Below are 23843 nucleotides of genomic sequence, written 5' to 3' on the forward strand. Positions count from 1 at the left end.
CTTCCTCCAGTGGGCAAGGCACCGCCATGGGGACAGAACACGGGGGAGGGCGGCGTCTCAAGGGGAACGCGGCGACGGCCGCGTGGTCTACACCACTGAGTGGTGTAGACCTGTTTTAGCACGGTGAGGGCGAGATAAGGAACCTTCGATTTTTGCGAGCTGAGCCATGGTGGGAAATGACCGACATAAAGCCCCCGGTTCATGAGGTCCGGGGGCTTTATGGGTGGATACGTGAGCGGACCGCAGGACCCGTCGGTCCGGTGACTACTTGGTGCTCTCCTGCTCCAGCTCCTGCTCGATCTCTTCGGGTTCGCGGCCGGGGGTGCGGATGTTGAACATCGTGATCGCGAAGCGGAAGACCAGGTAGTACACGACCGCGAAGCACAGGCCGATCGGAATGATCAGCCATGGCTTGGTGTCGAGGTGCCAGTTGACGACGTAGTCGATCAGGCCGGCCGAGAAACTGAAGCCCGCGTGCACACCCAGCGCCCAGGTGATCGCCATCGACGCACCCGTCAGCAACGCGTGCACGCCGTACAGCAGCGGAGCCGCGAACATGAAGGAGAACTCCAGCGGCTCGGTCACACCCGTGACGAACGAGGTGAGACCGACGGAAATCATGAGACCCATGACCCGCTTGCGGTGCTCGGGGCGGGCGCAGTGCGCGATGGCGAGGGCTGCGGCAGGGAGGCCGAACATCATGATCGGGAAGAAGCCCGACATGAACTGGCCCGCCGAAGGGTCCTCGGCGAAGAAGCGCGTCAGGTCGCCCTGGACGACCTTGCCGTCCGGCGTCGTGAACTCGCCCGCCTGGAACCAGAAGAACGTATTCAGGAACTGGTGCATGCCGATCGGGATCAGCAGCCGGTTGGCGACACCGAAGATGCCCGAGCCCCACGCGCCCAGATCGATCAGCTGCTTGGAGAAGGCAGTCAGCGCATCGCCCACCGGCTCCCACAGCAGCCCGAAGAGCACACCGAGGATCGTGCAGAGGAACGCCATGATGATCGGCACCAGCCGCCGGCCGTTGAAGAAGCCGAGCCAGTCGACCAGTTTCGTTCGGTGGTAACGCTGCCAGATCATCGCGGTCAGCAGGCCGATCACGATGCCGCCGAGGACGCCGGGATTCTGCGGCTTCCCGTCCGGGAGCAGCTCGGTGACCGTGCCGCCGACGGGGAACGCCTTCAGTACGTTGCTGTAGACCAGGAAGCCGGCGACCGCCGCGAGGGCGGTCGAACCGTCGGCCTTCTTCGCGAAGCCGATCGCGACACCGATGCAGAACAGCAGAGGCAGGCCGAACGCGCCGTCCAGAATTGCCGTGCCGCCCAGCTTGAGGACCTTGGCCGTCTTGTCCCAGAAGGGGCCGTTCAGATACGCCGAGAACAGGGTGCCGAGGCTGACGAGCAGACCGGCCGCCGGCAGCACCGCGACCGGGAGCTGGAGGCTGCGCCCCACCTTCTGCAGCCCCTGGAACAGCCCGTTCCGCCACTTCCGCTGCGGCGCGGCAGCGCTCTCGGAGCTCATCGGCGTCCTCCCGGAAAGGGGCCTGGTTTGGCAGCCGTTGCAGACTGGTGTAGACCAGTTGCGATACGGTCCCGGCGCCCGGTCGCGAGACAGGGCACTGGTGATCGTCATCATTCGGTACGAGGCGGTTACTCGCCCGCGAAGATGGGCCAACCGTGAGTTACCGTGACAAAGCGGACCGACGGTGGGTCGAGGCAGCGCTCAGCGCTCTTGAGACGCAGGGAGAAAGACATGGCCAGCAAGGCTGAGAAGATCGTCGCCGGGCTCGGCGGAATCGACAACATCGAAGAGATCGAAGGCTGTATCACCCGCCTCCGTACCGAAGTTGTGGACCCGAGCAAGGTCGACGAGGCTGCTCTCAAGGCTGCCGGAGCCCACGGCGTCGTGAAGATGGGCACCGCGATCCAGGTCGTCATCGGCACGGACGCCGACCCGATCGCCGCCGACATCGAAGACATGATGTGAGCCAGTGACTCAGTGAGTCGGTGAGCCCTCGGCCCAGTGCGTCGCCGAGCCGCTGAACTCGGCCGTGAGGGGCCCGTTCCACACACCGGAACGGGCCCCTCACACATCTGCCGATAGGCTCCACACCATGTCTCGAATCGACGGCCGCACCCCCGAACAGCTCCGCCCGGTCACCATCGAACGCGGATGGAGCAAGCACGCCGAGGGCTCCGTCCTCATCTCCTTCGGCGACACCAAGGTCTTCTGCACCGCCTCCGTCACCGAAGGCGTGCCGCGCTGGCGCAAGGGCAGCGGCGAAGGCTGGGTCACCGCCGAGTACTCGATGCTGCCGCGCTCCACCAACACCCGCGGCGACCGCGAATCCGTACGCGGCAAGATCGGCGGCCGCACCCACGAGATCAGCCGGCTCATCGGCCGCTCGCTGCGCGCCGTCATCGACTACAAGGCCCTCGGCGAGAACACCATCGTCCTCGACTGCGACGTACTGCAGGCCGACGGCGGCACCCGCACCGCCGCGATCACCGGTGCGTACGTAGCACTCGCCGACGCCGTCGCCTGGGCCCAGGGCAAGAAGCTCGTCAAGGCCGGCCGCAAGCCGCTCACCGGCACCGTCGCCGCCGTCAGCGTCGGCATCGTCGACGGCATCCCGCTCCTCGACCTCTGTTACGAGGAGGACGTGCGCGCCGAGACCGACATGAACGTCGTCTGCACCGGCGACGGCCGCTTCGTCGAGGTCCAGGGCACCGCCGAGGCCGAGCCCTTCGACCGCAAGGAGCTCAACGCCCTCCTCGACCTGGCCACCGGCGGCTGCGCCGACCTCGTCGCGCTCCAGACCCTCGCCCTTGAGAACACACTCGAAAAGTAAAGAGGCAACCAAGAACGACCCACAGAGCGTCGTTACACTCACGGGCGCACGGGCCGAACCGTGCGTCCGTCCGTATCCGGGGAGGACCGTTCCATGCCTGCGCGTCGCCGCCTAGCAGCACTCACGCTCGCCACCGCCGCACTGGTCGTACCGATCACCGTCGGCTGCGGCGCCATCGACAAGGCCCTCGACTGCGTCGAGACCGCCGACGCGATCGCCACCAGCGTCGACAAGCTCCAGCAGGCGGTCTCCAGCGCCGCCGACGACCCGACAAAGGCCCGGCAAGCCCTCGACGACATCGACAAGGAACTGAAGAGCCTCGGCGACAAGACCGACAACGCCGACCTCAGCAAGGCCGTCGACGATCTCAACGCCGGCGTCGCCAACGTCCGCAAGTCGATCGAGGGCGGCGACAACACCCCGGACATCACGCCGATCACCAAGGCGGCGGGCGAAGTCGGCAAGGTCTGCACGCCCGGATAATCGGGGGCATGACCCGACTGATCCTCGCCACCCGCAACGCCGGGAAAATCACCGAACTCAAGGCCATCCTCGCCGACGCGGGCCTCACCCACGACCTCGTCGGCGCGGATGCCTATCCCGACATTCCCGACGTCAAGGAAACCGGCGTCACCTTCGCCGAGAACGCACTCCTCAAGGCCCACGCCCTGGCCAGGGCCACCGGCCTGCCGGCGGTCGCCGACGACTCCGGCCTCTGCGTCGACGTCCTCGGCGGCGCGCCCGGCATCTTCTCCGCGAGGTGGGCAGGCACCCACGGCGACGACACCGCCAACCTCAACCTGCTCCTGGCCCAGCTCTCCGACATCGACGAGGCCCACCGCGGCGCGCACTTCGCCTGCGCGGCGGCCCTGGCACTCCCGGACGGCACGGAGCGTGTCGTCGAGGGCCGACTGCTCGGCACACTGCGCCACACCCCCACGGGCACCGGCGGCTTCGGCTATGACCCGATCCTCCAGCCGGAGGGCGAGACGCGTACCTGCGCGGAGATGACCCCGGCGGAGAAGAACGCGATCAGCCACCGCGGCAAGGCGTTCCGGGCGCTGGTCCCGGTGGTGCGGGAGCTCTTGGGCTGACACCCCGCAACGGGGTACGCCGAAGGCCCGGACTCCGAGTCCGGGCCTTCGGTCCAAAGGTGTGCGGCCGGTGGGACTCGAACCCACACGGGTATAAACCCACTGGGACCTAAACCCAGCTCGTCTCGCCAGTTCCGACACGGCCGCCGACCGACAGTCATCGTACCGGGCTGCGGGATGTGGCGGAGGGTGCCCTGCCCCTGTGGGACAGGTCGTTCCTTCGTGCGGTTCCGACACCACGTGTCGGTCAAGGCGGGGCAGTTGGGGCAGAGGTAGCGCGCCCGGTGGAGACGGGAGCGATGTGTGCGAGGCGAACCCTCGGACAGAACGATGAGGGTGTCCGTCGCGACCGGCTTCGGTTCGCGGAAGGGCCCGCACGGCCTGCCGGCGCGGGCCCTTCCGGGAACACGGGACCTCAGACGCCCAGGTCCTTGATGATTTTGGCTACATGGCCGGTCGCCTTCACGTTGTACAGCGCGCGCTCGACCTTGCCCTCCTCGTCGACCACGATCGTCGAGCGGATCACGCCGGTCACCGTCTTGCCGTACAGCTTCTTCTCGCCGAAGGCGCCGTACGCCTCCAGCGTCTCCTTGGACGGGTCGCCCACCAGCGTGACCTTCAGGCTTTCCTTCTCGCGGAACTTCGCCAGCTTCTCCGGCTTGTCCGGGGACACGCCGATCACGTCGTAGCCGGCGCCCGTCAGCAGCTCCAGATTGTCCGTGAAGTCGCAGGCCTGCTTGGTGCAGCCGGGGGTCAGAGCCGCCGGGTAGAAGTAGACGATCACCTTCCGGCCCTTGTGCTCCGCGAGCGAGACCTCGTTGCCGTCCGCGTCGGGCAGAGTGAAGTCGGGGGCGGGGTCGCCGGGCTGGAGTCGCTCGCTCATGGTTCTCCTTGAGGGGACGTGACGGTGTACGCCGTCGAGCGTAATAGGGGTGCCGTTGGGTGCGGTGGCGGCCGAGCTGACAGACTGTCGAGGAAGGACTACCGGAAACGACCACGGAGGCAGCGCGGTGTCGGATGCCAGGACCCCTGCGCAGATCGAGGCGGATATCGTCCGCAGGCGCGACCAGCTTGCCGAGACGCTCGACGAGATCGGGGTGCGCGTTCACCCGAAGACGGTCATCGGCGACGCGAAGGCGAGGCTCGCCTCGACCGTGGATCACACCGCAGGGCGCGCGGTCGTCGTCGTGAACCGCGCCGTTTCCGACGTTAAGGCGCAGTTCGTCTCGGAGGACGGCGGGCCGCGGCTGGAGCGGCTGGTGCCGGTGGCTCTGGTGACCGTGGCGGTTGTGGGGCTGCTCGCCTTCTCGGTGAGAAGGCGCCGGGCGTGACACAGCGGCGTACGGAACGGTCCCAGGCAGGTAGGTTCGACGCGTGAGCGACAACACCACCCATGACAAGCTGCCCATCCGCATGCTGCACGACCGCGTGCTGGTGAGGACCGACATCCCGGAGGGTGAGCGGCGTTCCAGCGGCGGCATCGTCATTCCGGCGACCGCCGCGGTCGGCCGGCGCCTCGCCTGGGCCGGGGTGGTCGCGGTGGGGCAGAACGTACGGACCGTGGAGCCGGGCGACCGGGTGCTGTACGACCCCGAGGACCGCGCCGAGGTCGAGGTGCGCGGTGTGGCGTACGTACTGATGCGGGAGCGCGATCTGCACGCGGTCGCCGCGGACCGTTTCCAGGGGTCCGAGGATTCCACCGGGCTGTACTTGTAGGGCGCGCGAAAGGCCTGGTCAGAGGCCGGGCAGCAGGCAGAAAGAGGGCCGGAAAGAGGGCTGGTGACAGACGTCGCCAGCCCTTTTCTGATGGGTCTTTTACGCCGCCTTTGCTATGTTTGGCCGATCCCCGACGAGACGCGTCGTACCGGGTTACGCAAAGACGACGCACCCCGCTGAAAGTCCGCGTCTCGGAGGTGCCGTCATGGCCTGGGTTCTGCTTGTTGTCGCCGGTCTGCTCGAGGTCGGCTGGTCGATCGGAATGAAGTTCACCGACGGGTTCACCCGGCTGTGGCCGAGTCTGTTCACCGGGCTCGGGATCGTCGCGAGCATGCTGCTGCTGTCGCAGGCCGCCAGGACCCTGCCGATCGGTACCGCCTACGGCGTCTGGGTCGGTATTGGTGCGGCCGGTGCGGCGGTGGTCGGCATGCTGGTGCTGAACGAGCCGCTGACCGCCGCCCGGATCTTCTTCGTCTGTCTGCTGCTGGTCGCTGTGGTGGGGCTGAAGGCGACCTCGGGTCACTGACGACGGGCCGCGCGGGTGGGCTTGCTGCCCGCCCGGCCATCGGCCGTACCGCCGGTGTCCGTACCGCCGTCGCTCATCCTTCTACGGGTCGTGGTGCCGCCGCCGTCCGTGCCGCCGCTGTCCGTGCCGCCGTCGGTCTCGCCGCCGCTGTCCGTGCCGCCGTCGGTCTCGCCGCCGGCGTCCGTGCCGCCGTCGGTCTCCTCGTCGGTCTCCGTGCTGCCCTCGGTCGGTTCCTGCGTGTCCGAAGTCTCCGGTGTCTCGGACGGTTCCTCCGAAGACTCGGTCGGCTCCGAGGATTCCTCGGGCTCCTCCGATTCCCACGGGTGCTGCACCTCTTCCGCGCCCTCCTGCAGCTCCAGGTCGAACTCCTCGACCTCGGAGCCCTCGAGCGCAGCACCCGTGAACTGGCCCCAGATCTTCGCCGGCGCGCCGCCGCCGTTGATCCGTGGCAGCCCCAGCGCCCCGTACAGCGGCTTGTGCACGCCCGTGACCGGGTCCTGGCCCATCACCGCGACCACCGTCGCGAGATCCGGGGTGTAGCCGGCGAACCAGGCGGCCTGGTCCTCTTCCGCCGTGCCGGTCTTGCCTGCCGCGGGGCGTCCCGCGGACTGTGCCGCGGTGCCGGTGCCGCCGTTGACCACGCTCTGCAGCATCGAGGTTGTCGTGTCGGCGGCCTCCCGGCTGACGGCATGCTTCTCGGCCGCCTTGGGGACCGGTACGTTCTCGCCGCCCTTGGTCACCTTCTCGACCAGTGTGTATGTGCCGTGCCTGCCGTGGTTGGCGAGGGTCGCGTACGCCTCCGTCATATCGAGGACGCTGGCGGTGGCCGGGCCCAGCGCGATGGAGGGGGAGGCAGTCAGGTCCGGGGTGTTCTCGGGGATTCCGAGGTTGATCGCGGTCTGCTTGACCTTGCCGGGGCCGACGTCCATGGCCATCTGCGCGTAGACCGCGTTGACGGACTTGTCGGTGGCGGTGCGCACGGTGATGGGGCCGTACGAGAACTCGTCCTCGTTGGCGGGGCTGTACGGCTTGCCGCTCCAGCCCCGCACGTAACGCCGGTTGGTGCCGTCGTAGACGGTGTTGGGGGTGATGGTTTCGTCGTCCTGGGTGGTGGACTCGTTCTGGACGGCGGCGGTGAAGACGAACGGCTTGAAGGTGGAGCCGACTTGGTAGTCGCGGCGGGTGGCGTTGTTGACGTACTGCTTGGTGTAGTCGACGCCGCCGTACATGGCGACGACCTTGCCGGTGGCCGGGTCGATGGAAGCCCCGCCGACGCGGACGTTGCGGTCGGCTTCGCGGTCCTTGTCGAGCTTGGACATCACCTGGTCGTCGACGGCTTTGGCGAAGGCTTTCTGCTTCTTGCGCTCGAGCGTGGTGGTGATCCGGTAGCCCCCGGCGGCCAGGGTGTTCTCGTCGATGATCTTGTTGTTGGTGAGGTAGTCCTCGACGGCCTGGACGATGTAGCCGCGCTGGCCGGAGAGGTTCGTCGCGGGCTTCGCCGTCTGCGGCACGGGGAACTTCATGGCCGCGCGGTCGGCGGGGCTGAGCCACTTCTCCTTGACCATGCCGTCGAGCACATAGTGCCAGCGGCTCAGCGCCGCGGCCCTGTTCTCGGGGTGGGTGGCGACGTCGTACGCGCTCGGGGCGTTGAGGAGCGAGGCGAGATAGGCGCCCTTCGCGGTGTCGATGTCCTTGATGTCCTGGCCGTAGTACGCCTGGGCCGCGGCTTGGATGCCGTACGCGTTCCGTCCGAAGTAGCTGGTGTTGAGATAGCCCTCGAGGATGTCGCTCTTGCTCTCCTCACGGCCCAGCTTGATCGAGATGAAGAACTCCTTGACCTTCCGGGAGACGGTCTGCTCCTGACCCAGGTAGTAGTTCTTGACGTACTGCTGGGTGATGGTGGAGCCGGACTGCTTGCCCTTGCCGGTCAGCGTGTTCCAGCCGGCGCGGACCATCGCCTGGGGGTCGACGGCGCGTTCGGAGTAGAACTCCCGGTCCTCGGCGGCGAGTACGGTCCGCTGTACCGTCAGCGGAATCTGCGCGAGCTTGACGTTCTCGCGGTTGATCTCGCCGTCGCGGGCGATCTGTGTGCCGTCCTTGAAGAGGTAGACATTGGACTGGCCGGTGGCCGCGGCGTTGGCGGGTGGGATGTCGACGAGCATGTAGCCGGCCAGGAAGCCGCCGATCAGCAGCAGTGCGACGATCAGGAATGTGCCGAGCACCATCCGCCAGGTCGGGATGACACGGCGCCAGCCGGTGCGCCCGGTGCGGCCCTTGCCGGCGTTCTTGCCTTTCTTCTCCTGCTTCCCGGGGGCGGACGCGGGCCCCAGTCCGACGACGGTCGCGTCCTTGGGTGTCCAGCCCTGTTGCTGTGGCTCGTCGCTCATGTCACTCATATTGCCCGTTTCCCCGGCGCAACCCCTGGACCTTGGCGGCCGTAAAGCGGTCGCGGCGGCCGCCCGCCCTGGGCTAGGGTCGTGCGCTTTGGTGCCCGGCGGCGGAGGGGGGCGACATGCGGCTTTACGCGGTTGTCGCGGCGGGTGCGTTCCGGCGCTATGCGACGTACCGGGTGGCCACGGCGGCAGGCGTGTTCACCAATACCGTCTTCGGCTTCATCATGGCGTACACCTATATCGCCCTGTGGGACGAGCGCCCGCACCTCGGCGGGTACGACCTCTCCCAGGCTCTCACCTATGTCTGGCTGGGACAGGCACTGCTGATGACCTGCGCCATGATGGGCGGCGGTTTCGAGGACGAGTTGGTCGAGCGGATCCGTACCGGCGATGTCGCGATCGACCTGTACCGGCCCGCCGACCTTCAACTGTGGTGGTTGTCCGGCGACTTGGGGCGGGCGGCCTTCCACCTCATGGGTCGCGGGATCGTGCCGATGGTGCTCGGTGCGCTCGCCTTCGATCTGGCGCTGCCGCTCTCGCCGTTGACGTGGCTCGCCTTCCTGGTGTCGGTGACCCTGGGCGTGGTGGTGAGTTTCGCGGTCAGGTTCCTGGTGGCGCTCTCCGCGTTCTGGCTGATGGACGGGGCCGGGGTGATGCAGATCTGCGGGCTGGCGGGGATGTTCTTCTCCGGGATGCTGCTGCCGCTGAACCTGTTTCCGGGCACGCTGGGTGAGGTGGCGCGGGCGCTGCCGTGGTCGTCGCTGCTGCAGGTGCCGGCGGATGTCTTCCTCGGCAGGCGCACCGGGTGGGGGCTGGTCGAGGCGTACGCCTTCCAGGGCGGCTGGGCGCTGGCGCTGCTGGCCGCGGGGCGGGCGCTGCAGACGGTCGCGACACGCAGGGTGGTGGTCCAGGGTGGCTGAGGCACCGTCGGTGCTGTCGAACGGGCTGCGGGCGTACGGCCTGATCGCGGCGATGTGGATCCGCTCCACGATGACGTACCGCGCGTCGTTTGTGATGACGGCGTTCGGGAACTTCGCGGCGACCGCCTTCGACTTCGTCGCGATCCTGCTGATGTTCTCGCACGTCGATGCGCTGGGCGGCTACTCGCTGCCCGAGATCGCCTTTCTGTACGGGGCGGCGGGCACCTCCTTCGGCCTCGCCGATCTGGTGATGGGGTCGATGGACCGGCTGGGGCGGCGGGTGCGCGACGGGACGCTGGACACGCTGCTGGTGCGGCCCGTTCCGGTGCTCGCGCAGGTGGCCGCGGACCGGTTCGCGCTGCGCCGACTGGGACGGATCACTCAAGGGCTGCTGGTGCTGGGGTACGGCCTGCTCGTCCTGGACATCGACTGGACGCCGCTGCGGGTGCTGATGCTGCCGCTGATGGTGCTCGGCGGCGGGGCGATCTTCTCGGCGGTGTTCGTGGGCGGGGCGGCGTTCCAGTTCATCGCGCAGGACGCCTCGGAGGTGCAGAACTCCTTCACGTACGGCGGGAACACGCTGCTCCAGTATCCGCCGACGATCTTCGCGAAGGACCTGGTGCGTGGCGTGACGTACGTGGTGCCGCTGGCCTTCGTCAACTGGCTGCCCGCGCTGTATGTGCTGGACCGGCCCTATCCGCTGGATCTGCCGCAGTGGCTGGCCTTCCTGCCGCCGGTGGTCGCGGCGGTGTGCTGCTGGCTGGCCGGGCTCGCGTGGCGGGTGGGCCTTCGTTCGTACCGGAGCACGGGGAGCTGAGGGGGGACTTCATGGACTTCATCGAGCTCGAGGGCGTCGAGAAGGTCTTCGACGTACGGCGCAGGACGGGCAGGCTGCGCCGCGAGAAACATCAGGTACGGGCGGTCGACGGGATCAGCTTCCGTGTGCCGCGCGGTGAGATGGTTGGCTACATCGGTCCGAACGGGGCCGGGAAGTCCACCACCATCAAGATGCTGACGGGGATTCTGACGCCGAGCGGCGGGCGGCTGCGGGTCGCGGGCATCGATCCGTCCCGGGAGCGTACGAGGCTGGCCCAGCGGATCGGCGTGGTGTTCGGGCAGCGTACGACGCTGTGGTGGGACCTGCCGCTGAAGGACTCGTACCGGCTGGTGCACCGGATGTACCGGATCCCCGACAAGCGGTTCCGGGAGAACCTGGACCGCTGTGTCGAACTCCTCGATCTGGCCGAGCTGTTGGACGTGCCGGTGCGGCAGCTCTCGCTGGGGCAGCGGATGCGCGGGGACATCGCGGCGGCGCTGCTGCACGATCCCGAGGTGCTGTATCTCGACGAGCCGACGATCGGGCTCGATGTGATCTCCAAGGCGAAGGTGCGGGAATTCCTGCGGGACCTGAATGCCGAGCGGTCGACGACGGTGCTGCTGACCACGCACGATCTGACCGATATCGAGCAGCTGTGCAAGCGCGTGATGGTGATCGACCACGGACGGCTGATGTACGACGGGGCGCTCGCCGGACTGCACGAGGTGGGCGAGAGCGAGCGGACCCTGGTGGTGGACTTCGAGCGCGAACTGCCGCCGGTGGCACTGGACTCCGCCCGCGCGGTGAAGGTGGAGGGGCCTCGGCAGTGGCTGGCCTTCCCCGCCTCCCAGTCGGCGGCGCCACTGGTGGCGGCGCTGGCGGCGGAGTACCCGCTGGTGGATCTGTCGGTGCGGGAGCCGGACATCGAGGCCGTGATCGCGAAAATGTACGCGGAGAGATCAGGTCTGTGACTGCGTGGCTCCGTGACTCTTTGACTGTGTGACTCTGTGACCGGCACTGGGAGGGCGGATCGGCCTTGACTAGGCTGCCGGTATGACGAGCGAACTCCCTGAGATGCGTGCCTCCGACTCCGAGCGCGAACGGGTGGCCGAGCGGCTGCGTGAGGCGGTGGCGGAGGGGCGGCTCGACATGGAGGAGTTCGAGCAGCGCCTGGACGCGGCCTACAGGGCGCGTACGCACGGCGAGTTGGAGCCGCTGGTCAGCGACCTTCCGGTGGGCGGCCTGCCGGTGGTGGGCACGGCGCCGTCGCCGGTGGCCACCGGGTCCGGCGGCTGGGCGCAGCGTGTCGGCGGACCGGCGACGTCGAACGGGGCGTTCGCGTTCTGGGGCGGGTTCGGGCGGAAGGGCACCTGGACGGTGGGCCAAAAGTTCACCACCTTCACTTTGATGGGCGGCGGCGAACTCGACCTGCGCGAGGCCCGTTTCGAGGACCGCGAGACCGTGATCCGCTGCTTCGCGATCATGGGCGGTGTCCACATCGTCGTTCCGCCGGACCTGAACGTCGAGGTCGGCGGTTTCGGCCTGATGGGCGGCTTCGGCGAGCAGGGCCAGAGCGAGGGCCTGCCGGACCCGGCGGCGCCGCGGGTGAGGATCACGGGCTTCGCGATCATGGGCGGCGTGGGCGTGGAGCGCAAGCGCACCCGGGCGGAGAAGCAGCGGCTGAAGGCGGAACGGGCGGAGCGGGAAAAACAGCCGAGGCTGAAGAAGGGTCTGGAGAAGGACGAGCGCGACGAGCGCAAGGAGCTCGGCTGAGGCCGTTCGGCGGGCGTTACAGCCGCGCCGGGTCCACGGCCCTGCCCATCCGCGCGTAGCCGGCGTCGCTGGGGTGGAGATGGTCGCCCGAGTCGTACGCCGGGCGCAGCCGGTCGGGTGCGTACGGATCGCGCAGCGCCCGGTCGAAGTCGACGACCGAGTCGAAGATCCGGCCGGTGCGGATGGCCGCGTTGACCTTGTCGCGTACGGCTTCGAGCGCCCGGGTGCAGCGGCGGTGTCCGGCGCAGGGCATCAGGGTCGCGCCGACGACGCGGAGGCCGCGCGCGTGGGCCTGCCGGGTGAGCTCGGCGTAGCCGGCCGTGAGGTGGTCGGCGCTTGTGTCCGGCCCCCGCAGCAGGTCGTTGATGCCGATCGCGACGATCACCGTCCTGACGCCGGCCTGCGCGAGCACATCGCGGTCGAAGCGGGCCAGCGTGCTGGGGCCGCGGCCGTCGGTCAGCAGGCGGTTCCCGCTGATGCCCTGGTTGAGCACGCCGTAGTGGTGGCTGCCGTGGCGGTTGAGCCGGTCGGCGAGTACGTCCGGCCAGCGGCGGTTGGCGTCGGAGGTGGAGGTGACCCCGTCGGTGATCGAGTCGCCGATGGCGACGATCGCGCCGCGTGTGTCCCGGGTCAGCACGTCGACGCCGCTGAGGTGCTGCCAGGCGCCGGTCCGCCGGGTGTACGCGTCTCCGCCGGCGTCCTGCGTACGGTCGCCGTCCGCGATGTACGAGGTCTGGCGCGCCTGCGGGTGGACGGTGACCGGCTCGCCGGGGGAGGTGGTGGCGACGGTGACCAGGAGATCGCCGTCGTACGGGATCCCGAGCGCGACGGGGTCGCTGACGCGCTGCCCGCCGACCGCGAGGGTGACGGCACCCGCGCCCTGGAACGTCACCCGTCGCAGAGTCCCGGCCACGGCCGCGGGACCGTGGCCCGCGCGCACGGCCAGCGAGACCTGGGCGATCTTGAGCGGCTGCTCGCCGAGGAGGTTGGAGAGGGTGATCCGGGCGGCGGTCCCGCCGATGCTGGTGTGCACCACATTGCGTACGGACCGGCCGGCGTGGCCTCCGACGGCGGGGGCGGCCTTGGCGGGTGCGGCGGCCCAGGTCCCGACCCAGACCGCGGGCGCGGCGACGGGCGTACGGGCGGAGGTCCGGCCCTGGGCGGCCCCGACGCCGAGGTATATCGCGCCGCAGACGAGGGCGACCACGGTGGTGAGGGCGGCGAGGGTCGCGTACCCACGGCGTTTGTTCATGAGCACATCATCCGACACTGGCGCGGGAACTCGATGTGCGCCCCAGGAGTACCTGAGGTAGGGACAATGCGTACGAGGCGCGCGCGGACGGGAGGACCGGATGGAACGTACAGAACCGGATCAGCCGGACCAGCCGAGCGAGCGGGGGCTACCGAGCGGCCAGGGCGATCCGGGCCGCCCCAGCCGACCGGCCCGGTCCCGGCAGGCGGACCAGCCGAGCGGGCCGGGCCTGACGGGCCAGTCGCCCGAGCTGAGGGGGGCGGATCAGCCGGGCGGGTCGGCCGAGCCCGGCGGGGCGGGCGGGGCGGGCGAGTCGGCGCAGCCGCGGCCGACGGATCAGCCGAGCCGGACAGGCGGGCCGGGCGGCCCGGGCCTGACGGGGCAGTCGGCCGAGCCGAGTCAGCTGGGCGAGGCGGGCCAGCCGGGCCTGGCAGACGGCGAGTCGGCGCAGCCGCGGCCGACAGGGCAGCGGATCTGGGCAGGTCGGCCGGGCGGCCCGGGCCAGCCGGGCCTGACGCCCGAGCTGAGCGGGGCAGACCAGCCGAGCCGGTCGGCCGAGCCGAGCCAGGCAGGCCAGCCGGGCGGGGCGGGCGAGTCGGGCCAGCCGGCGCAGCCGCGGCCGACGGATCAGCCGAGCCGGACAGGCCGGCCGGGCGGCCCGGGCGCGGACCAGTCGGGCGTGGCAGACGGCGAGGCGGCGCAGCCGCGGCCGACAGAGCAGCGGATCTGGACAGGTCGGCCGGGCGGGCCGGGCCTGACGGGCCAGTCGCCCGAGCTGAGGGGGGCAGGCCAGCCGGGCCAGTCGGCCGAGCCCGGCGGTGCGGGCGGGGCGGGCGAGGCGGCGCAGCCGCGGCCGACGGATCAGCCGAGCCGGACAGGTCGGTCTAACGGGCCGGGCCTGACGGGCCAGACGCCCGAGCTGAGCGGGGCAGACCAGCCGAGCCGGTCGGCCGAGCCGAGCCAGGCAGGCCAGCCGGGCGAGTCGGGCCAGCCGGCGCAGCCGCGGCCGACGGATCAGCCGGGCCGGACAGGCGGGCCGGGCCGGACAGGCCAGCCGAGCCGGTCGGCCGAGCCGGGCCTGGCAGACCAGTCGGGCGTGGCAGACGGCGAGGCGGCGCAGCCGCAGCCGACGGATCAGCCGAGCCGGACAGGCCGGGCGGACCAGCCGAGCCGGTCGGCCGAGCAGGGCCGGGCGGACCAGCCGGGCCGGACAGGCGGGCCGGGTCCCCGTCCCCGTACCACCCTTCCCTCCTTCGCGTACACCGAGGCCGACGCCGAAAAGCAGCGCGGCGTACGACGCATGAAGCTGACCGCGACCGGCCTGCTCCTCCTCGTCGCGGTGATCTTCGCGCTCGCCACCTGGGCGAAGAACTCCGGCGCCGGCCCCTGGGCCGGCTACATCGCCGCCGCCGCCGAAGCCGGCATGGTCGGCGCCCTGGCCGACTGGTTCGCCGTCACCGCGCTCTTCCGGCATCCCCTCGGCCTGCCCATCCCGCACACCGCGATCATCCCGAACAAGAAGGACCAGCTCGGCGCCTCGCTCGGCTCCTTCGTCGGTGAGAACTTCCTCTCCGGCGACGTCGTACGGACCCGGCTGCACGCCCTCGGCATCGGTGGCCGCCTCGGCGCCTGGCTCGCCGAGCCCGCCCACGCCGACCGGGTCACGGCCGAGCTGTCCACCGCGCTGCGCGGCGCGCTCACCGTGCTGCGCGACTCCGACGTCCAGGCGGTCGTCGGCGAGGCGATCACCCGCCGCGCCGACAGTGCCGAGATCGCACCCGGCGTCGGCAAGACCCTGGAGAAGGTCGTCGCCGACGGTGCGCACCACCGCGCCGTCGACCTGATCTGCGGCCGTGCCCACGACTGGCTGGTCCTGCACTCGGACTCGGTGATGGACGCGGTCGAGGGCGGGGCGCCGGGCTGGACCCCGCGCTTCGTGGACAAGAAGGTCGGCGAACGCGTCTACAAGGAACTGCTGCGCTTTGTCACCGAGATGCGTGACATGCCGGGCCACCCGGCGCGCGGCGCGATCGACCGCTTCCTGACCGACTTCGCGGCCGACCTCCAGTCGGACACGGACACCCGCGCCCGGGTGGAGCGTATGAAGTCGGAGCTGCTGTCCCGTTCCGAGGTGCAGGACGTGATCGCCTCGGCCTGGGCCTCCATACGGGGCATGATCATCTCGGCGGCGGAGGACGACCACAGCGAGCTGCGGCTTCGCGCCCGCGCCTCGCTGCTGACGCTGGGCGCGCGGCTGGCGACGGACGGCCGGCTGCAGTCGAAGCTGGAGGGCTGGCTGGAGGACGCGGCGGTGTACGTGGTGACCACGTACCGCGCCGAGATCACCTCGCTGATCTCGGACACGGTCGCGAGCTGGGACGCGGAGCACACCTCGCGCAAGATCGAGGCGCACATCGGCCGTGACCTGCAGTTCATCCGGATCAACGGCACGGTGGTCGGCGCACTGGCCGGCCTGGTCATCTACACGGTGGCACACGCGCTGGGCGCGTGACCGGTTCCCTGCCGTACCCGTACGGTCACGCGCCCAGCCACCTGGGGAGGTGCTGTTGAGTACGTACGGCGCGACGGAAGTGTTCAGTACGGCTGCGGGCCGACGGGCCGACGGGCCGGTCTGCGAGCCGGGTCGGGTGACCGCCCAGGAATCGGCGGCCACCCCTTCCGCGGGGACCGACCAGGCTCAGTGGAAGAGCTGTCCGCGCACCGCACCGTCCGGGAACTCGGCGGTGTGGATGTTGGCGTAGTAGTTGCGCGGGTTGGCGCGGACACGCTTCACCACGTCGGCGTTCTGCCCCTCCAGCTTCCCGGAGACCGCGAAGATCCCGTCCGGCACGGGCCGGTTGAAGAAGTTGAAGACGACATCGCCGTTCTTCCCGAACGCGCCCTTGTGGATATGGCCGTTGGTGGGGCTCTTGATGTTGATCCAGGCGAGCGAGTAGTCGACGTTCGTCCCCTTCGGCTGCAGGAACGTCACCGCGTGCCCGTCCGGGTCGCCGACCTTGGACGCGTCGTTCTTCGGGACTTCCTGGTCGCCGTCGGACAGCGCCCGCAGCTTGCCGCCCTTGATGATGTCGAGCGGGTTGACGTTCTTGTGCAGCGGCTTCAACTGGCCCCGCACCGCGCCGCCCGGGAACTCCGCGCTGTGCAGGTTCACATAGAAGCCGGAAGGGTTGCTCCGGATGCTGTCGGCCAGCTTGGCGTCGGTGATGGCCACCTGCCCGGCCGCCGAGTGGACGGAGTCCGGCATCGCGGTGCCGAAGAGGGGGACCTTCACATCGCCGTTCTTCCCGGCGGCACCCTGGTGAATGTGCCCGAGGCTCGGCACGAACCCCTTCCACTGCAGCGCGAAGGTCACCCGGTCGCCCTTGACCTTGACGAGGGCAACGGCCTTGCCGTCGGGGTCGTTCACGGCGGGCCCGCCCTTGACCGGCACCTCGTTGGCGCCGGAGAGGTGGGCGGCGAAGGCGAGGGCGTGCCCGCTGGAGGGCTTGGTGAAGGTACTGGCGTTACCGGCCGAGGCCTGGCCGCCGGCTGATGCGTGCTCCCCGTGCCCGTCATGACCGCTGTGTGCGAGCGCCGGAGTAACACCTGCAACACCAAGCACAATTGCGGCGGCGGTAACAGCCGCATAACGCTTCTGCATTGTTTTGATCCTCCCGTTGGGACAGACTCCGTCTTGGGTCGGTCGCGATGGAGTACGCGGCCCGCAGTCGGCTCGTTCAAAAGAAAATTTCTTGAATTCGATTGAACCGTGGGTCAGTTGCCGTCGTACAACTCTGCGTAACCATCACTCTCGCACCCACTCACCAAACCGGGGGAACCACCATGCGCAGCACCCGTAAAACTTCTCTGCTCGCGGCACCGCTCGTAACGGCAGCGCTGCTGACACTGTCGGCCTGCGGCGGCTCCGGGGACGGCTCCGGGGACGGCGCGGCCAAGCCCGCGCGGAAGCCCGCGGCCGCCGCCTCCGTCAAGACCGCGGACTCGGTGCTCGGCAAGATCCTCGTCGACGATTCGGGCCGTACGCTGTACGGATTCACCAAGGACAAGCCCGGCGCGGGCAATTGCGACGCCGACTGCATCGCCGTCTGGCCGGCCCTCACCTCCGCGAAGGACGTGAAGGCGGGCGCCGGCACCGACGCCGCCCTGCTGAAGGAGGCGAAGCTCGGCGAGGGCGCGGAACAGGCGACGTACGGAGACTGGCCGCTGTACTACTACGTGGGCGACGCGACGCCCGGGGACGTGAACGGCCAGGGCCTGGACGGGGAGTGGTTCGTGATCGCGGCGGACGGAAAGCTCATCAAGAAGGCGGTCTGACGTCGGCCTGAAGGACTGCGGAATTTAATATTCCCTTCATAAACCGTGAGCCTATTGCTCATCGGTTTCGCATTCTCCTTATCTCTCCCCTGAACCTGCGGCGGCCGTGGCCCATCCCCGGCCGTCGCGGCGATGCCCATTCCCGGTAGTCGCGCGTCCCATCCCCTCGGCGGGTGACTACCGGGAATGCGGTACGCGGATCACTCGCAGCCGACGCCGTCTCCGTCGCGGTCGAGATGCCGTCCGTAGCCGGGATCCCCGGCATGAACGGGAGCGGCACCGGCGGCCCGTGCGGCGGCGCAGTTGGCGTAGTAGGTGCCCCCGGACCCGCCTCCGCTACCGCCTCCACTGCCTCCGGTCGTACCGCCGCTTCCTCCGCCGGACGACTCGCAGCCGACGCCGTCGCCGTCCCGGTCGAGGTGCGGCGCGTAGCCGGGCTCCCCTTCGCGGACGGGATCGGCGCCGGCCGCTCGTACGGCGTCGCAGTTCGCGTAATAGACCTTGGGCGGCGCGGGCTTCTTCGCCTTCGCGGGCGTGGGTGTCGGCGTCGGCGTGGGCGCCGGTGCGGCCACGGTGATCCGTACGACGGCAGTACCGGTCAGCGCCGGCGAGCCCTTCACATCCACCTGGTACGTGAACTCGTCCGAGCCGCCGTATCCCTTGGCGGACGTATAGACGATGGTCGACCCGTCGACCATCGCGGTGCCGTGACCCGGCAGGGTGGCCAGATCGATCGTGAACTCACCGGCAGCCAGCGCGACTTCCAGGTTGCTGGGCGTACCGCCCTTGCGTGTGAGCGTGTCGTTGTCCAGCACCTTCACCACGACCGGCTTCGCGGAGTCGGCGCTCTCCTCGTCATCGACGAGTGCGAGAGCCGACGCGGGCGAAGGTGTCGCGGCCGTGGCCTTCTTGGGCGCTGCGCTTGTCGTGGCCGCCTCGGACTTCGCGTGGTCGGCAGTGCCCCCACACCCCACGAGCCCGACCGCCATCACCACGGCGCAGGCCGCGATCGCGCTGTTCGTGCGCGTACTTCCTCTCCCAGACATGTGCCCCCCAAGGCAGTTGGTTCCGAACTGAGGGGCCCGAGCTTGGCACTCCGACGAAGGCCAGGAAGGGGAAATGTGATGGAACGTCGTCCAATTGTGATGAAAGTGTGTGCACAACGGGTGAGCCGCTCCGGACTCGGGTACGGGAGTCCCCAGGCGCTCGGCGCACTGGATGTGGGCCGCCCGGCTTACCGGTCCGGGTCGCCCGCGCGCCCGCCCGGGAACTCACCCGCCTTCTCCCTCAGCTGCCACCTTGGCGCGACCGGGCAGCTTGATGGCCAGCAACGCACCGAACACGGCGACGGCCGCGAGGACTGTCAGCGTGGAGCCCATCGCGGAGACGAAGGCTCCACCGGTCCAGCGTGGTCCGTCGCCGTACGGCTGATCGGCGGCGGAGCCGGGTGCGGTGAGGGTCATCAACATGGTCGCTGTGGCGACGCCCAGCGTCGGGCCGACGTTCATGGCGGTCTGCTGGAGTCCGCCGGCCACCCCGGCGTTGTCCACGGACGCATGACGCACGATGACAGCCGTCGCGGTGACCATCACCGTACCGAAACCGGCGCCCATCGCGACAAAGCAGCCGCCGATCGCCACGGCCGTCGATGCCCGGTCGAGAAGGGAGAAGAGAAAGACACCGAGGGCGACCAGACCCATCCCCGCCACGACAGTCCGGCGGGGTCCGTGCCGACGCACCAGCAGAGCGGAGACCGGTGCGCTCAGCACCATCGTCCCGGCCAGGGGCAGCCCCCTCAAGCCGCTCTGCAGCGGGTCCAGCGCGAGGACATCCTGCAAGAAATAGGTGCCGACGAACAGGGCCCCGAACAGCGCTGCCGATGCCGCCACCAGGATGCCGAGCGCCGAGGCAACAGTCGCCGATCGAAGCACATTTGGTGGCACCAGTGGGCTCGCGGTACGTCGCCCGTGCCGGGCGAACGCGACGCCGGCAGCCGTCGCGGCGACAAGCCCGACCGCGGTTGCCGCCGTCCAGCCGGTCTCCGGTATCTCGACGAGTGTGTGCACCAGACACACCAGAGCGACCGCGAGAAGGCAGGCGCCGGGCAGATCGAGCCGGACATCGGAGACCCTCCTGGGCGCGGGGACCCGAGCGACAAGAGCCAGCACGCCGATCACGAGCGCCGGTGCGACGTTGAGGAAGAAGACGGATCGCCAGCCCAGCTGAGCGGCCAGTGCCCCGCCGACGACCGGGCCGGCCGCGGCCGCCACGCCGATGGCGCTGGTGCGCAGCGCGATGGGCATGCCGAGCTGGTCGGGCGGGTAGGCGGCGCGCAACATCCCGAGGGTGGCCGGCTGCAGCAGTGCGCCGCAGATCCCTTGGGCGACGCGCAGGCCGATCACCCAGCCGACACCGGGCGCCAGGCCGATCCCCGCCGAAGTCGCGGCGAACCCCAGAATCCCGACGGCGAAGATCTGCCGGTGGCCGTACCGGTCACCGAGCCGGCCGGCGAAGACGAGCAGGCTCGCCACGGCGATGAGATATCCGGTGCTGGTCCACTGGACCTGCCCGAACGAGGCGTGCAGATCCCGCTGCATGGTGGGCTGCACGACGGTCAGTACGGTTCCGTCCAGCGCAACGATCGAGGCCCCGGTGACACTGCAGGCGAGCGTGAGGTGCCGATGGCGTCCTGAGCTCACCGGGTTTCCGGGCCAAGATGCGCGTCCAGCACGGCACGCAGCAGCGGCTCGATGTCATCGACTCCCGCCGCGAGTTGAAGACTGCCCCATCCCCACAACTGCGCGATGCCGTGCAGGTTCGCCCACAGCGCGCCCGCGACAACCGGTGGCGCCGGGTCGGGCCGCGGCCGCGCCCGGGCGACAAGGTCCACGAGTACTTCGAAGAGCGGCAGGCTCATCTCCCGCAGGCCGAGTTGGTTGCTCTCCAACAGGTCGTGGCGGAACATCAGCTCGAACATGCCGCGGTTGGTCAGGGCGAAGTCGAGGTAGATCCGTCCCAGCGTCATGAGCTGAGCCCGGGGACTCGCCTCGCTGTCACCGACTGCCTCGGTGACTGTGACGGTCAGTTCGGCGAAGCCCTGACGTGCGATGGCGGACAGCAGGGACAGGTGGGTCGGGAAGTAGCGCCGCGGCGCTCCGTGCGAGACCCCGGCCTGGCGGGCAATCTCGCGCAGAGACAGGGACTGAATCCCCTCCCTGGTCACCAGGTCGACGCCGACCTCGACCAAACGGGCACGCAGGCCCGTGTCCAGTTCGTTCATAGACACTGTCTACCAAACTCGAGTAGACGCTGTCTACGACCAGCCTCGCCGCTCCGGCGACAGGCCTGCGGCAGTCCTGACGCGCCGACTTCGACGAGAGCGCGGATGCCGACGTGCAGTCAGGCCGATCGTGGACCCGGCGCCAGGACGGCGCGGGCGAGGGTGGCGACTCCGTCGTGGATGTGCTGCGGTGAGGTGCCGCTCGCGGTGAGGTGCTCGATGAGGTCGCTGCGTACGGCGGCCAGCAGGGCGTGAGCGAGAAAGTCGGCGTCCCGCTCGCCGCGGACCTCGGCCAGGAGCGAGGCGAGCTGCGCGTGCCACAGCGCGTAGGCGTCGCGGGCCGCGCTCGACGGCGTACGCCGCCTCTACCTCGTACCGGGCACCGCGGCCACCGACCCTGCCACGCCCATGCTCCCGTTCCTGCGGCAGGCGCGACGGGCCGGAGTCCGCCGCGTGGTCCTGCTCAGCTCCTCGGCCATCTCCGAGACGGACGACGGACTGGGCGAGGTCCACCGGGCCGTCCGCGAACAGTTCCCGGAGTGGGCGGTGCGCCAACCCTCCTGGTTCATGCAGAACTTCACCGGCGACCACCTCCACGCCCGGAACATCCGCGACCACGACGAGATCGTGACGGCCACCGCCGACGGCCGGATCGGCTTCGTCGACGTCCACGACATCGCGCAGGTCGGCGTACGGGCACTGGCGGACGAGCGTCCGCACAACACCGCCCACCTCATCACCGGCCCCGAGACACTGAGTTACGCCGACGTCGCCGCTGTCGTCGCCGCTGTCGCCGGCCGGCCGATCCACCACCGCGGCGTTTCGTACGAAGCGATGCGAGACCGACTGGTGGGCACCGGTACGCCCGAGGGATTTGCCGAACTGCCGGCGGGCATGGACCGGTCCATCGCCAAGGGCACGGAGGACCGCGTCAGCCCCGCGGCGGAGGAAGTCACGGGCCAACCGCCGTGCTCCTTCGCCGACTTCGCGGCGGCACACGCGTCCGCGTGGCGGCGGTGACGCTCGCCTCGTCCGGCTTCCTCGGGTCGGCCGCACCGGGTTTTCCCGGGCGGCCGACCCGCCACCGTATCCGCCCGACTACGGCCTCACGGTCGCCGTGGCGGTGAAGCCGCAGCACTGGAAGGTCTGCACGGGCGCGCCCGACGTCCGTTTGATCCGTACACCGTCGAGCAGCGCGTTCGTGTCGACCGACGACGCGACGACCGCGACCCCGTGGACGCCGCCCTCGATCCGGTCCTTGCGGACTGTGAACTGGCCGTCCTGGAGTGCCATGCCGACGAACGAGCTCCGCACGATGTCGTTGCGGCCGATGTCGATCGACCCGCCGACAGCGTAAATACCGACCTGGTTGCCGACGAGGCTGTTGTGCTGCACCACGGTGCCCGGCGTGTCGGCGACGATGCCCGAGTGCTGGAACTCGTTGAAGAAGTCGGGGCCGCAGTCCGGATCGGGCTCCCGGCACTCATTGCCCCTGACGATGTTGCGGGTGATGCGTCCGACCGCGCCGGCCACGAACTCGATGCCGTCGGTCGACAGCCGCCCGTGTCCGGTGACGGTGCTGTGGTCAACGGTGGCCCTCGACCCCGAGTTGAGGACGACCACGCCCGCGCCCTGGTAGCCCGAGATCTCGGTGTCGTGGATGGTCGCCGAGCCCGTACCGGTCGGCAGGTCCCCGACGAGGACGGCGTTCGCGCTGCGGAAGCAGGGCGCGGCGGGGGTGTCGGTGATGTGGGTGACGGCGGCGCGGCCGAGGTCGAGGCGGGCGCCCCCGAGCACCCGAATGCCGGAGCCGAGCGCACCGGCAGTGCATGTGCCGGAGCCGGGTCCGCTGACGGCGAGTCGGGACAGCTTGACGGAGGCGCCGTTGTGGATCTCGATGATCGAGGTGCTGCCGTCGTCGCCGGGAGCCAGCGTCTGCGGGGCCAGAATCGTGGTCCTCCGGGCGCCCGAGCCGGTGATCGTCAGGTCCTTGCCGATCACCAGCTGCTCACGGAAGACGCCCGGCGGGACAGTGATCCGGTCACCGGGCCGGGCGGCGTCCACCGCCGCCTGGATCGACGGAAAGCCCTTGGCCTTGGAGACCACCAGGTCGTGTGACGGGCCGGACGACGCCGACGCCGACGCAGGCACCAGCTGGCAGGCGATTGCGGTGACGACGCAGAGGCCCAGGCGGGCGGCCGTCCTGATGTGGGGGATTGCCATTCCGAATCCGTTCCCGTGCGGTACTCACACCGTGGGTCCGGGGCATTCCCGGACCCGCCTGCCGGACGACCCGGCCGCGCGGTCAACGTATCCACGGCCATGAGGGCGGGCACTCCGGGACGTCCGACAGGGTTTCCGGCTCCCTCTGACGGCCGATCGACGGGCCCGTTCGGGGGACGGCACCGAACCTGACGTGGCGCCAGGGCCGAGGGCTCCTCTTACGGATCGCGTCCGGCAGTCCCGTATGAGGGCCCGGAGTCCTGAGTCCAATGACGCGGTCCACAAGACCGCATCCGCGATTGCCTCGCCGCCGTCGGCGAGCGTCACCGCCAGGTCGACCGCGATCCGCCCGGGGCGTGACCGGTGCCGCGTGGCCGGAGCCGACGCAGCGCGTCGGTGAAGGCCGTGGTCAGGCCGGTGGCATACCACGAGGCCAGCAGCCCCGCCGCACCCGTGATCACCAGCAGCCAGGCGAAGGCACGACTGCCGGCGAGATCGGCCAGTAGGCGGCATCCGGCATTGCTGACGACCCCGCGGCCGTCAGCCGACACGACGAGCTTGGGACGCGACCCGGTAGTGCACGCAGAAAGTGCCTTCCAGCTCGGACTGCAGAGACCTTGGGCAAGCCTCATCGTCCCAGCTCAGAAGGCACTTTCGCCT

The 23843-nt window shown here is 69.8% G+C and carries 23 protein-coding genes, 1 tRNA gene, 1 pseudogene and 1 riboswitch; of the genes and pseudogenes, 14 read left to right on the forward strand and 11 right to left on the reverse strand.

The window, feature by feature from the left end; translation table 11 throughout:
• Positions 1 to 264 precede the first annotated feature (264 nt).
• On the reverse strand, positions 265 to 1524 hold the full coding sequence (locus ACFYXH_RS27290; protein ID WP_389568062.1) for a PTS transporter subunit EIIC: 1260 nt from the start codon (positions 1522 to 1524) through the stop codon (positions 265 to 267).
• A gap of 231 nt (positions 1525 to 1755) precedes the next feature.
• On the opposite strand from ACFYXH_RS27290, the gene ACFYXH_RS27295 reads away from it, so the two are divergent.
• The 4 genes from ACFYXH_RS27295 to rdgB all read left to right on the forward strand — a co-directional run bounded on the left by ACFYXH_RS27295 (position 1756) and on the right by rdgB (position 3948).
• Positions 1756 to 1989: a glucose PTS transporter subunit EIIB gene (locus ACFYXH_RS27295; RefSeq protein WP_142217368.1), complete on the forward strand. Its 234-nt coding sequence runs from the start codon at positions 1756 to 1758 to the stop codon at positions 1987 to 1989.
• 127 nt (positions 1990 to 2116) lie between these two features.
• On the forward strand, positions 2117 to 2854 hold the full coding sequence (gene rph, locus ACFYXH_RS27300; RefSeq protein WP_362687204.1) for a ribonuclease PH: 738 nt from the start codon (positions 2117 to 2119) through the stop codon (positions 2852 to 2854).
• A 93-nt stretch (positions 2855 to 2947) separates the two neighbouring features.
• Complete coding sequence (locus ACFYXH_RS27305) at positions 2948 to 3337, forward strand: hypothetical protein (RefSeq protein ID WP_389568066.1); 390 nt, start codon at positions 2948 to 2950, stop codon at positions 3335 to 3337.
• An 8-nt stretch (positions 3338 to 3345) separates the two neighbouring features.
• The gene (gene rdgB, locus ACFYXH_RS27310; RefSeq protein ID WP_389568068.1) at positions 3346 to 3948 is read left to right on the forward strand and encodes an RdgB/HAM1 family non-canonical purine NTP pyrophosphatase; all 603 of its coding nucleotides are present in this window, start codon (positions 3346 to 3348) and stop codon (positions 3946 to 3948) included.
• Between the two features lie 62 nt (positions 3949 to 4010).
• Here the strand turns inward: rdgB and ACFYXH_RS27315 are convergent.
• Positions 4011 to 4095: transfer RNA gene (locus ACFYXH_RS27315), tRNA-Leu, on the reverse strand.
• A 268-nt stretch (positions 4096 to 4363) separates the two neighbouring features.
• Positions 4364 to 4831 (reverse strand): thioredoxin-dependent thiol peroxidase, encoded by a 468-nt coding sequence (gene bcp / locus ACFYXH_RS27320; protein WP_389568071.1) that lies wholly within the window; start codon positions 4829 to 4831, stop codon positions 4364 to 4366.
• Between the two features lie 127 nt (positions 4832 to 4958).
• On the opposite strand from bcp, the gene ACFYXH_RS27325 reads away from it, so the two are divergent.
• From ACFYXH_RS27325 to ACFYXH_RS27335, 3 genes are all read left to right on the forward strand, one after another.
• Positions 4959 to 5279, forward strand: coding sequence for a DUF3618 domain-containing protein (locus tag ACFYXH_RS27325; RefSeq protein WP_389568074.1), 321 nt, complete (start codon positions 4959 to 4961; stop codon positions 5277 to 5279).
• 82 nt (positions 5280 to 5361) lie between these two features.
• Positions 5362 to 5664 carry a co-chaperone GroES gene (locus tag ACFYXH_RS27330; protein WP_153485104.1) on the forward strand — a complete coding sequence of 101 codons (303 nt, stop codon included), beginning with the start codon at positions 5362 to 5364 and terminating at the stop codon, positions 5662 to 5664.
• Positions 5665 to 5771: 107 nt separating this feature from the next.
• Positions 5772 to 5837: riboswitch (guanidine-III (ykkC-III) riboswitch) on the forward strand.
• 32 nt (positions 5838 to 5869) lie between these two features.
• Positions 5870 to 6190 carry a DMT family transporter gene (locus ACFYXH_RS27335; RefSeq protein ID WP_389568076.1) on the forward strand — a complete coding sequence of 107 codons (321 nt, stop codon included), beginning with the start codon at positions 5870 to 5872 and terminating at the stop codon, positions 6188 to 6190.
• On the opposite strand, the gene ACFYXH_RS27340 is transcribed toward ACFYXH_RS27335, so the two are convergent.
• On the reverse strand, positions 6184 to 8577 hold the full coding sequence (locus tag ACFYXH_RS27340) for a transglycosylase domain-containing protein (protein ID WP_389568079.1): 2394 nt from the start codon (positions 8575 to 8577) through the stop codon (positions 6184 to 6186). The two genes, ACFYXH_RS27335 and ACFYXH_RS27340, sit on opposite strands and share 7 nt — an antisense overlap.
• 125 nt (positions 8578 to 8702) lie before the next feature.
• Between ACFYXH_RS27340 and ACFYXH_RS27345 the strand changes: the two genes are divergently transcribed.
• The 4 genes from ACFYXH_RS27345 (at position 8703) to ACFYXH_RS27360 (ending at position 12093) form a co-directional block, all read left to right on the forward strand.
• Positions 8703 to 9503, forward strand: coding sequence for an ABC transporter permease (locus tag ACFYXH_RS27345; protein ID WP_389568082.1), 801 nt, complete (start codon positions 8703 to 8705; stop codon positions 9501 to 9503).
• A 52-nt stretch (positions 9504 to 9555) separates the two neighbouring features.
• Positions 9556 to 10320, forward strand: coding sequence for an ABC transporter permease (locus tag ACFYXH_RS27350; protein WP_389568527.1), 765 nt, complete (start codon positions 9556 to 9558; stop codon positions 10318 to 10320).
• Between the two features lie 11 nt (positions 10321 to 10331).
• Entirely contained in the window at positions 10332 to 11291 is a 960-nt protein-coding gene (locus tag ACFYXH_RS27355) for an ATP-binding cassette domain-containing protein (protein WP_362687183.1), read from the forward strand.
• A gap of 82 nt (positions 11292 to 11373) precedes the next feature.
• The gene (locus ACFYXH_RS27360) at positions 11374 to 12093 is read left to right on the forward strand and encodes a DUF1707 domain-containing protein (RefSeq protein ID WP_389568085.1); all 720 of its coding nucleotides are present in this window, start codon (positions 11374 to 11376) and stop codon (positions 12091 to 12093) included.
• 16 nt (positions 12094 to 12109) lie between these two features.
• Here the strand turns inward: ACFYXH_RS27360 and ACFYXH_RS27365 are convergent, their stop codons facing one another.
• Positions 12110 to 13345 carry an SGNH/GDSL hydrolase family protein gene (locus ACFYXH_RS27365; RefSeq protein WP_389568087.1) on the reverse strand — a complete coding sequence of 412 codons (1236 nt, stop codon included), beginning with the start codon at positions 13343 to 13345 and terminating at the stop codon, positions 12110 to 12112.
• A gap of 1096 nt (positions 13346 to 14441) precedes the next feature.
• Between ACFYXH_RS27365 and ACFYXH_RS27370 the strand changes: the two genes are divergently transcribed.
• Entirely contained in the window at positions 14442 to 15857 is a 1416-nt protein-coding gene (locus tag ACFYXH_RS27370) for a DUF445 domain-containing protein (protein WP_389568530.1), read from the forward strand.
• 186 nt (positions 15858 to 16043) lie between these two features.
• Here the strand turns inward: ACFYXH_RS27370 and ACFYXH_RS27375 are convergent, their stop codons facing one another.
• A complete protein-coding gene (locus tag ACFYXH_RS27375) occupies positions 16044 to 17006 on the reverse strand; it encodes a CHRD domain-containing protein (protein ID WP_389568090.1) in 963 nt (320 codons plus the stop codon).
• A 182-nt stretch (positions 17007 to 17188) separates the two neighbouring features.
• On the opposite strand from ACFYXH_RS27375, the gene ACFYXH_RS27380 reads away from it, so the two are divergent.
• On the forward strand, positions 17189 to 17680 hold the full coding sequence (locus tag ACFYXH_RS27380; protein WP_389568092.1) for a hypothetical protein: 492 nt from the start codon (positions 17189 to 17191) through the stop codon (positions 17678 to 17680).
• A 200-nt stretch (positions 17681 to 17880) separates the two neighbouring features.
• On the opposite strand, the gene ACFYXH_RS27385 is transcribed toward ACFYXH_RS27380, so the two are convergent.
• The 3 genes from ACFYXH_RS27385 to ACFYXH_RS27395 all read right to left on the reverse strand — a co-directional run bounded on the left by ACFYXH_RS27385 (position 17881) and on the right by ACFYXH_RS27395 (position 20960).
• The gene (locus ACFYXH_RS27385) at positions 17881 to 18726 is read right to left on the reverse strand and encodes an excalibur calcium-binding domain-containing protein (protein WP_389568095.1); all 846 of its coding nucleotides are present in this window, start codon (positions 18724 to 18726) and stop codon (positions 17881 to 17883) included.
• A 225-nt stretch (positions 18727 to 18951) separates the two neighbouring features.
• On the reverse strand, positions 18952 to 20379 hold the full coding sequence (locus ACFYXH_RS27390; protein WP_389568098.1) for an MFS transporter: 1428 nt from the start codon (positions 20377 to 20379) through the stop codon (positions 18952 to 18954).
• Positions 20376 to 20960: a TetR/AcrR family transcriptional regulator gene (locus ACFYXH_RS27395; protein WP_389568100.1), complete on the reverse strand. Its 585-nt coding sequence runs from the start codon at positions 20958 to 20960 to the stop codon at positions 20376 to 20378. The genes ACFYXH_RS27390 and ACFYXH_RS27395 overlap by 4 nt, the downstream gene beginning before the upstream one ends.
• Before the next feature lie 408 nt (positions 20961 to 21368).
• Between ACFYXH_RS27395 and ACFYXH_RS27400 the strand changes: the two genes are divergently transcribed.
• Positions 21369 to 21980, forward strand: a complete 612-nt coding sequence (locus tag ACFYXH_RS27400) for an NmrA family NAD(P)-binding protein (protein ID WP_389568102.1) — start codon at positions 21369 to 21371, stop codon at positions 21978 to 21980.
• Positions 21981 to 22058: 78 nt separating this feature from the next.
• Here ACFYXH_RS27400 and ACFYXH_RS27405 read toward each other — a convergent pair whose 3' ends face one another.
• Complete coding sequence (locus ACFYXH_RS27405; RefSeq protein WP_389568105.1) at positions 22059 to 23183, reverse strand: nitrous oxide reductase family maturation protein NosD; 1125 nt, start codon at positions 23181 to 23183, stop codon at positions 22059 to 22061.
• A 291-nt stretch (positions 23184 to 23474) separates the two neighbouring features.
• Positions 23475 to 23815: pseudogene (locus ACFYXH_RS27410) on the reverse strand (hypothetical protein); the annotation flags it as partial.
• Positions 23816 to 23843 lie beyond the last annotated feature (28 nt).

Origin of the sequence: Streptomyces sp. NPDC002730 (assembly GCF_042888805.1) — a bacterium.
In the GTDB taxonomy this organism is placed as follows: domain Bacteria; phylum Actinomycetota; class Actinomycetes; order Streptomycetales; family Streptomycetaceae; genus Streptomyces.

What these genes read in the sequence shown, in the direction of transcription:
- ACFYXH_RS27295 (WP_142217368.1), top strand. Translation starts at nt 1,756, where the DNA reads ATGGCCAGCAAGGCTGAGAAGATCGTCGCCGGGCTCGGCGGAATCGAC.
- ACFYXH_RS27365 (WP_389568087.1), bottom strand. Translation starts at nt 13,345, where the DNA reads ATGAACAAACGCCGTGGGTACGCGACCCTCGCCGCCCTCACCACCGTG.
- ACFYXH_RS27335 (WP_389568076.1), top strand. Translation starts at nt 5,870, where the DNA reads ATGGCCTGGGTTCTGCTTGTTGTCGCCGGTCTGCTCGAGGTCGGCTGG.
- ACFYXH_RS27400 (WP_389568102.1), top strand. Translation starts at nt 21,369, where the DNA reads ATGCTCCCGTTCCTGCGGCAGGCGCGACGGGCCGGAGTCCGCCGCGTG.
- ACFYXH_RS27350 (WP_389568527.1), top strand. Translation starts at nt 9,556, where the DNA reads ATGTGGATCCGCTCCACGATGACGTACCGCGCGTCGTTTGTGATGACG.
- ACFYXH_RS27380 (WP_389568092.1), top strand. Translation starts at nt 17,189, where the DNA reads ATGCGCAGCACCCGTAAAACTTCTCTGCTCGCGGCACCGCTCGTAACG.
- bcp (WP_389568071.1), bottom strand. Translation starts at nt 4,831, where the DNA reads ATGAGCGAGCGACTCCAGCCCGGCGACCCCGCCCCCGACTTCACTCTG.
- ACFYXH_RS27305 (WP_389568066.1), top strand. Translation starts at nt 2,948, where the DNA reads ATGCCTGCGCGTCGCCGCCTAGCAGCACTCACGCTCGCCACCGCCGCA.
- ACFYXH_RS27405 (WP_389568105.1), bottom strand. Translation starts at nt 23,183, where the DNA reads ATGGCAATCCCCCACATCAGGACGGCCGCCCGCCTGGGCCTCTGCGTC.
- ACFYXH_RS27385 (WP_389568095.1), bottom strand. Translation starts at nt 18,726, where the DNA reads ATGTCTGGGAGAGGAAGTACGCGCACGAACAGCGCGATCGCGGCCTGC.
- ACFYXH_RS27395 (WP_389568100.1), bottom strand. Translation starts at nt 20,960, where the DNA reads ATGAACGAACTGGACACGGGCCTGCGTGCCCGTTTGGTCGAGGTCGGC.
- rdgB (WP_389568068.1), top strand. Translation starts at nt 3,346, where the DNA reads ATGACCCGACTGATCCTCGCCACCCGCAACGCCGGGAAAATCACCGAA.
- ACFYXH_RS27355 (WP_362687183.1), top strand. Translation starts at nt 10,332, where the DNA reads ATGGACTTCATCGAGCTCGAGGGCGTCGAGAAGGTCTTCGACGTACGG.
- ACFYXH_RS27340 (WP_389568079.1), bottom strand. Translation starts at nt 8,577, where the DNA reads ATGAGCGACGAGCCACAGCAACAGGGCTGGACACCCAAGGACGCGACC.
- ACFYXH_RS27375 (WP_389568090.1), bottom strand. Translation starts at nt 17,006, where the DNA reads ATGCAGAAGCGTTATGCGGCTGTTACCGCCGCCGCAATTGTGCTTGGT.
- ACFYXH_RS27330 (WP_153485104.1), top strand. Translation starts at nt 5,362, where the DNA reads ATGCTGCACGACCGCGTGCTGGTGAGGACCGACATCCCGGAGGGTGAG.
- ACFYXH_RS27290 (WP_389568062.1), bottom strand. Translation starts at nt 1,524, where the DNA reads ATGAGCTCCGAGAGCGCTGCCGCGCCGCAGCGGAAGTGGCGGAACGGG.
- ACFYXH_RS27345 (WP_389568082.1), top strand. Translation starts at nt 8,703, where the DNA reads ATGCGGCTTTACGCGGTTGTCGCGGCGGGTGCGTTCCGGCGCTATGCG.
- ACFYXH_RS27360 (WP_389568085.1), top strand. Translation starts at nt 11,374, where the DNA reads ATGACGAGCGAACTCCCTGAGATGCGTGCCTCCGACTCCGAGCGCGAA.
- rph (WP_362687204.1), top strand. Translation starts at nt 2,117, where the DNA reads ATGTCTCGAATCGACGGCCGCACCCCCGAACAGCTCCGCCCGGTCACC.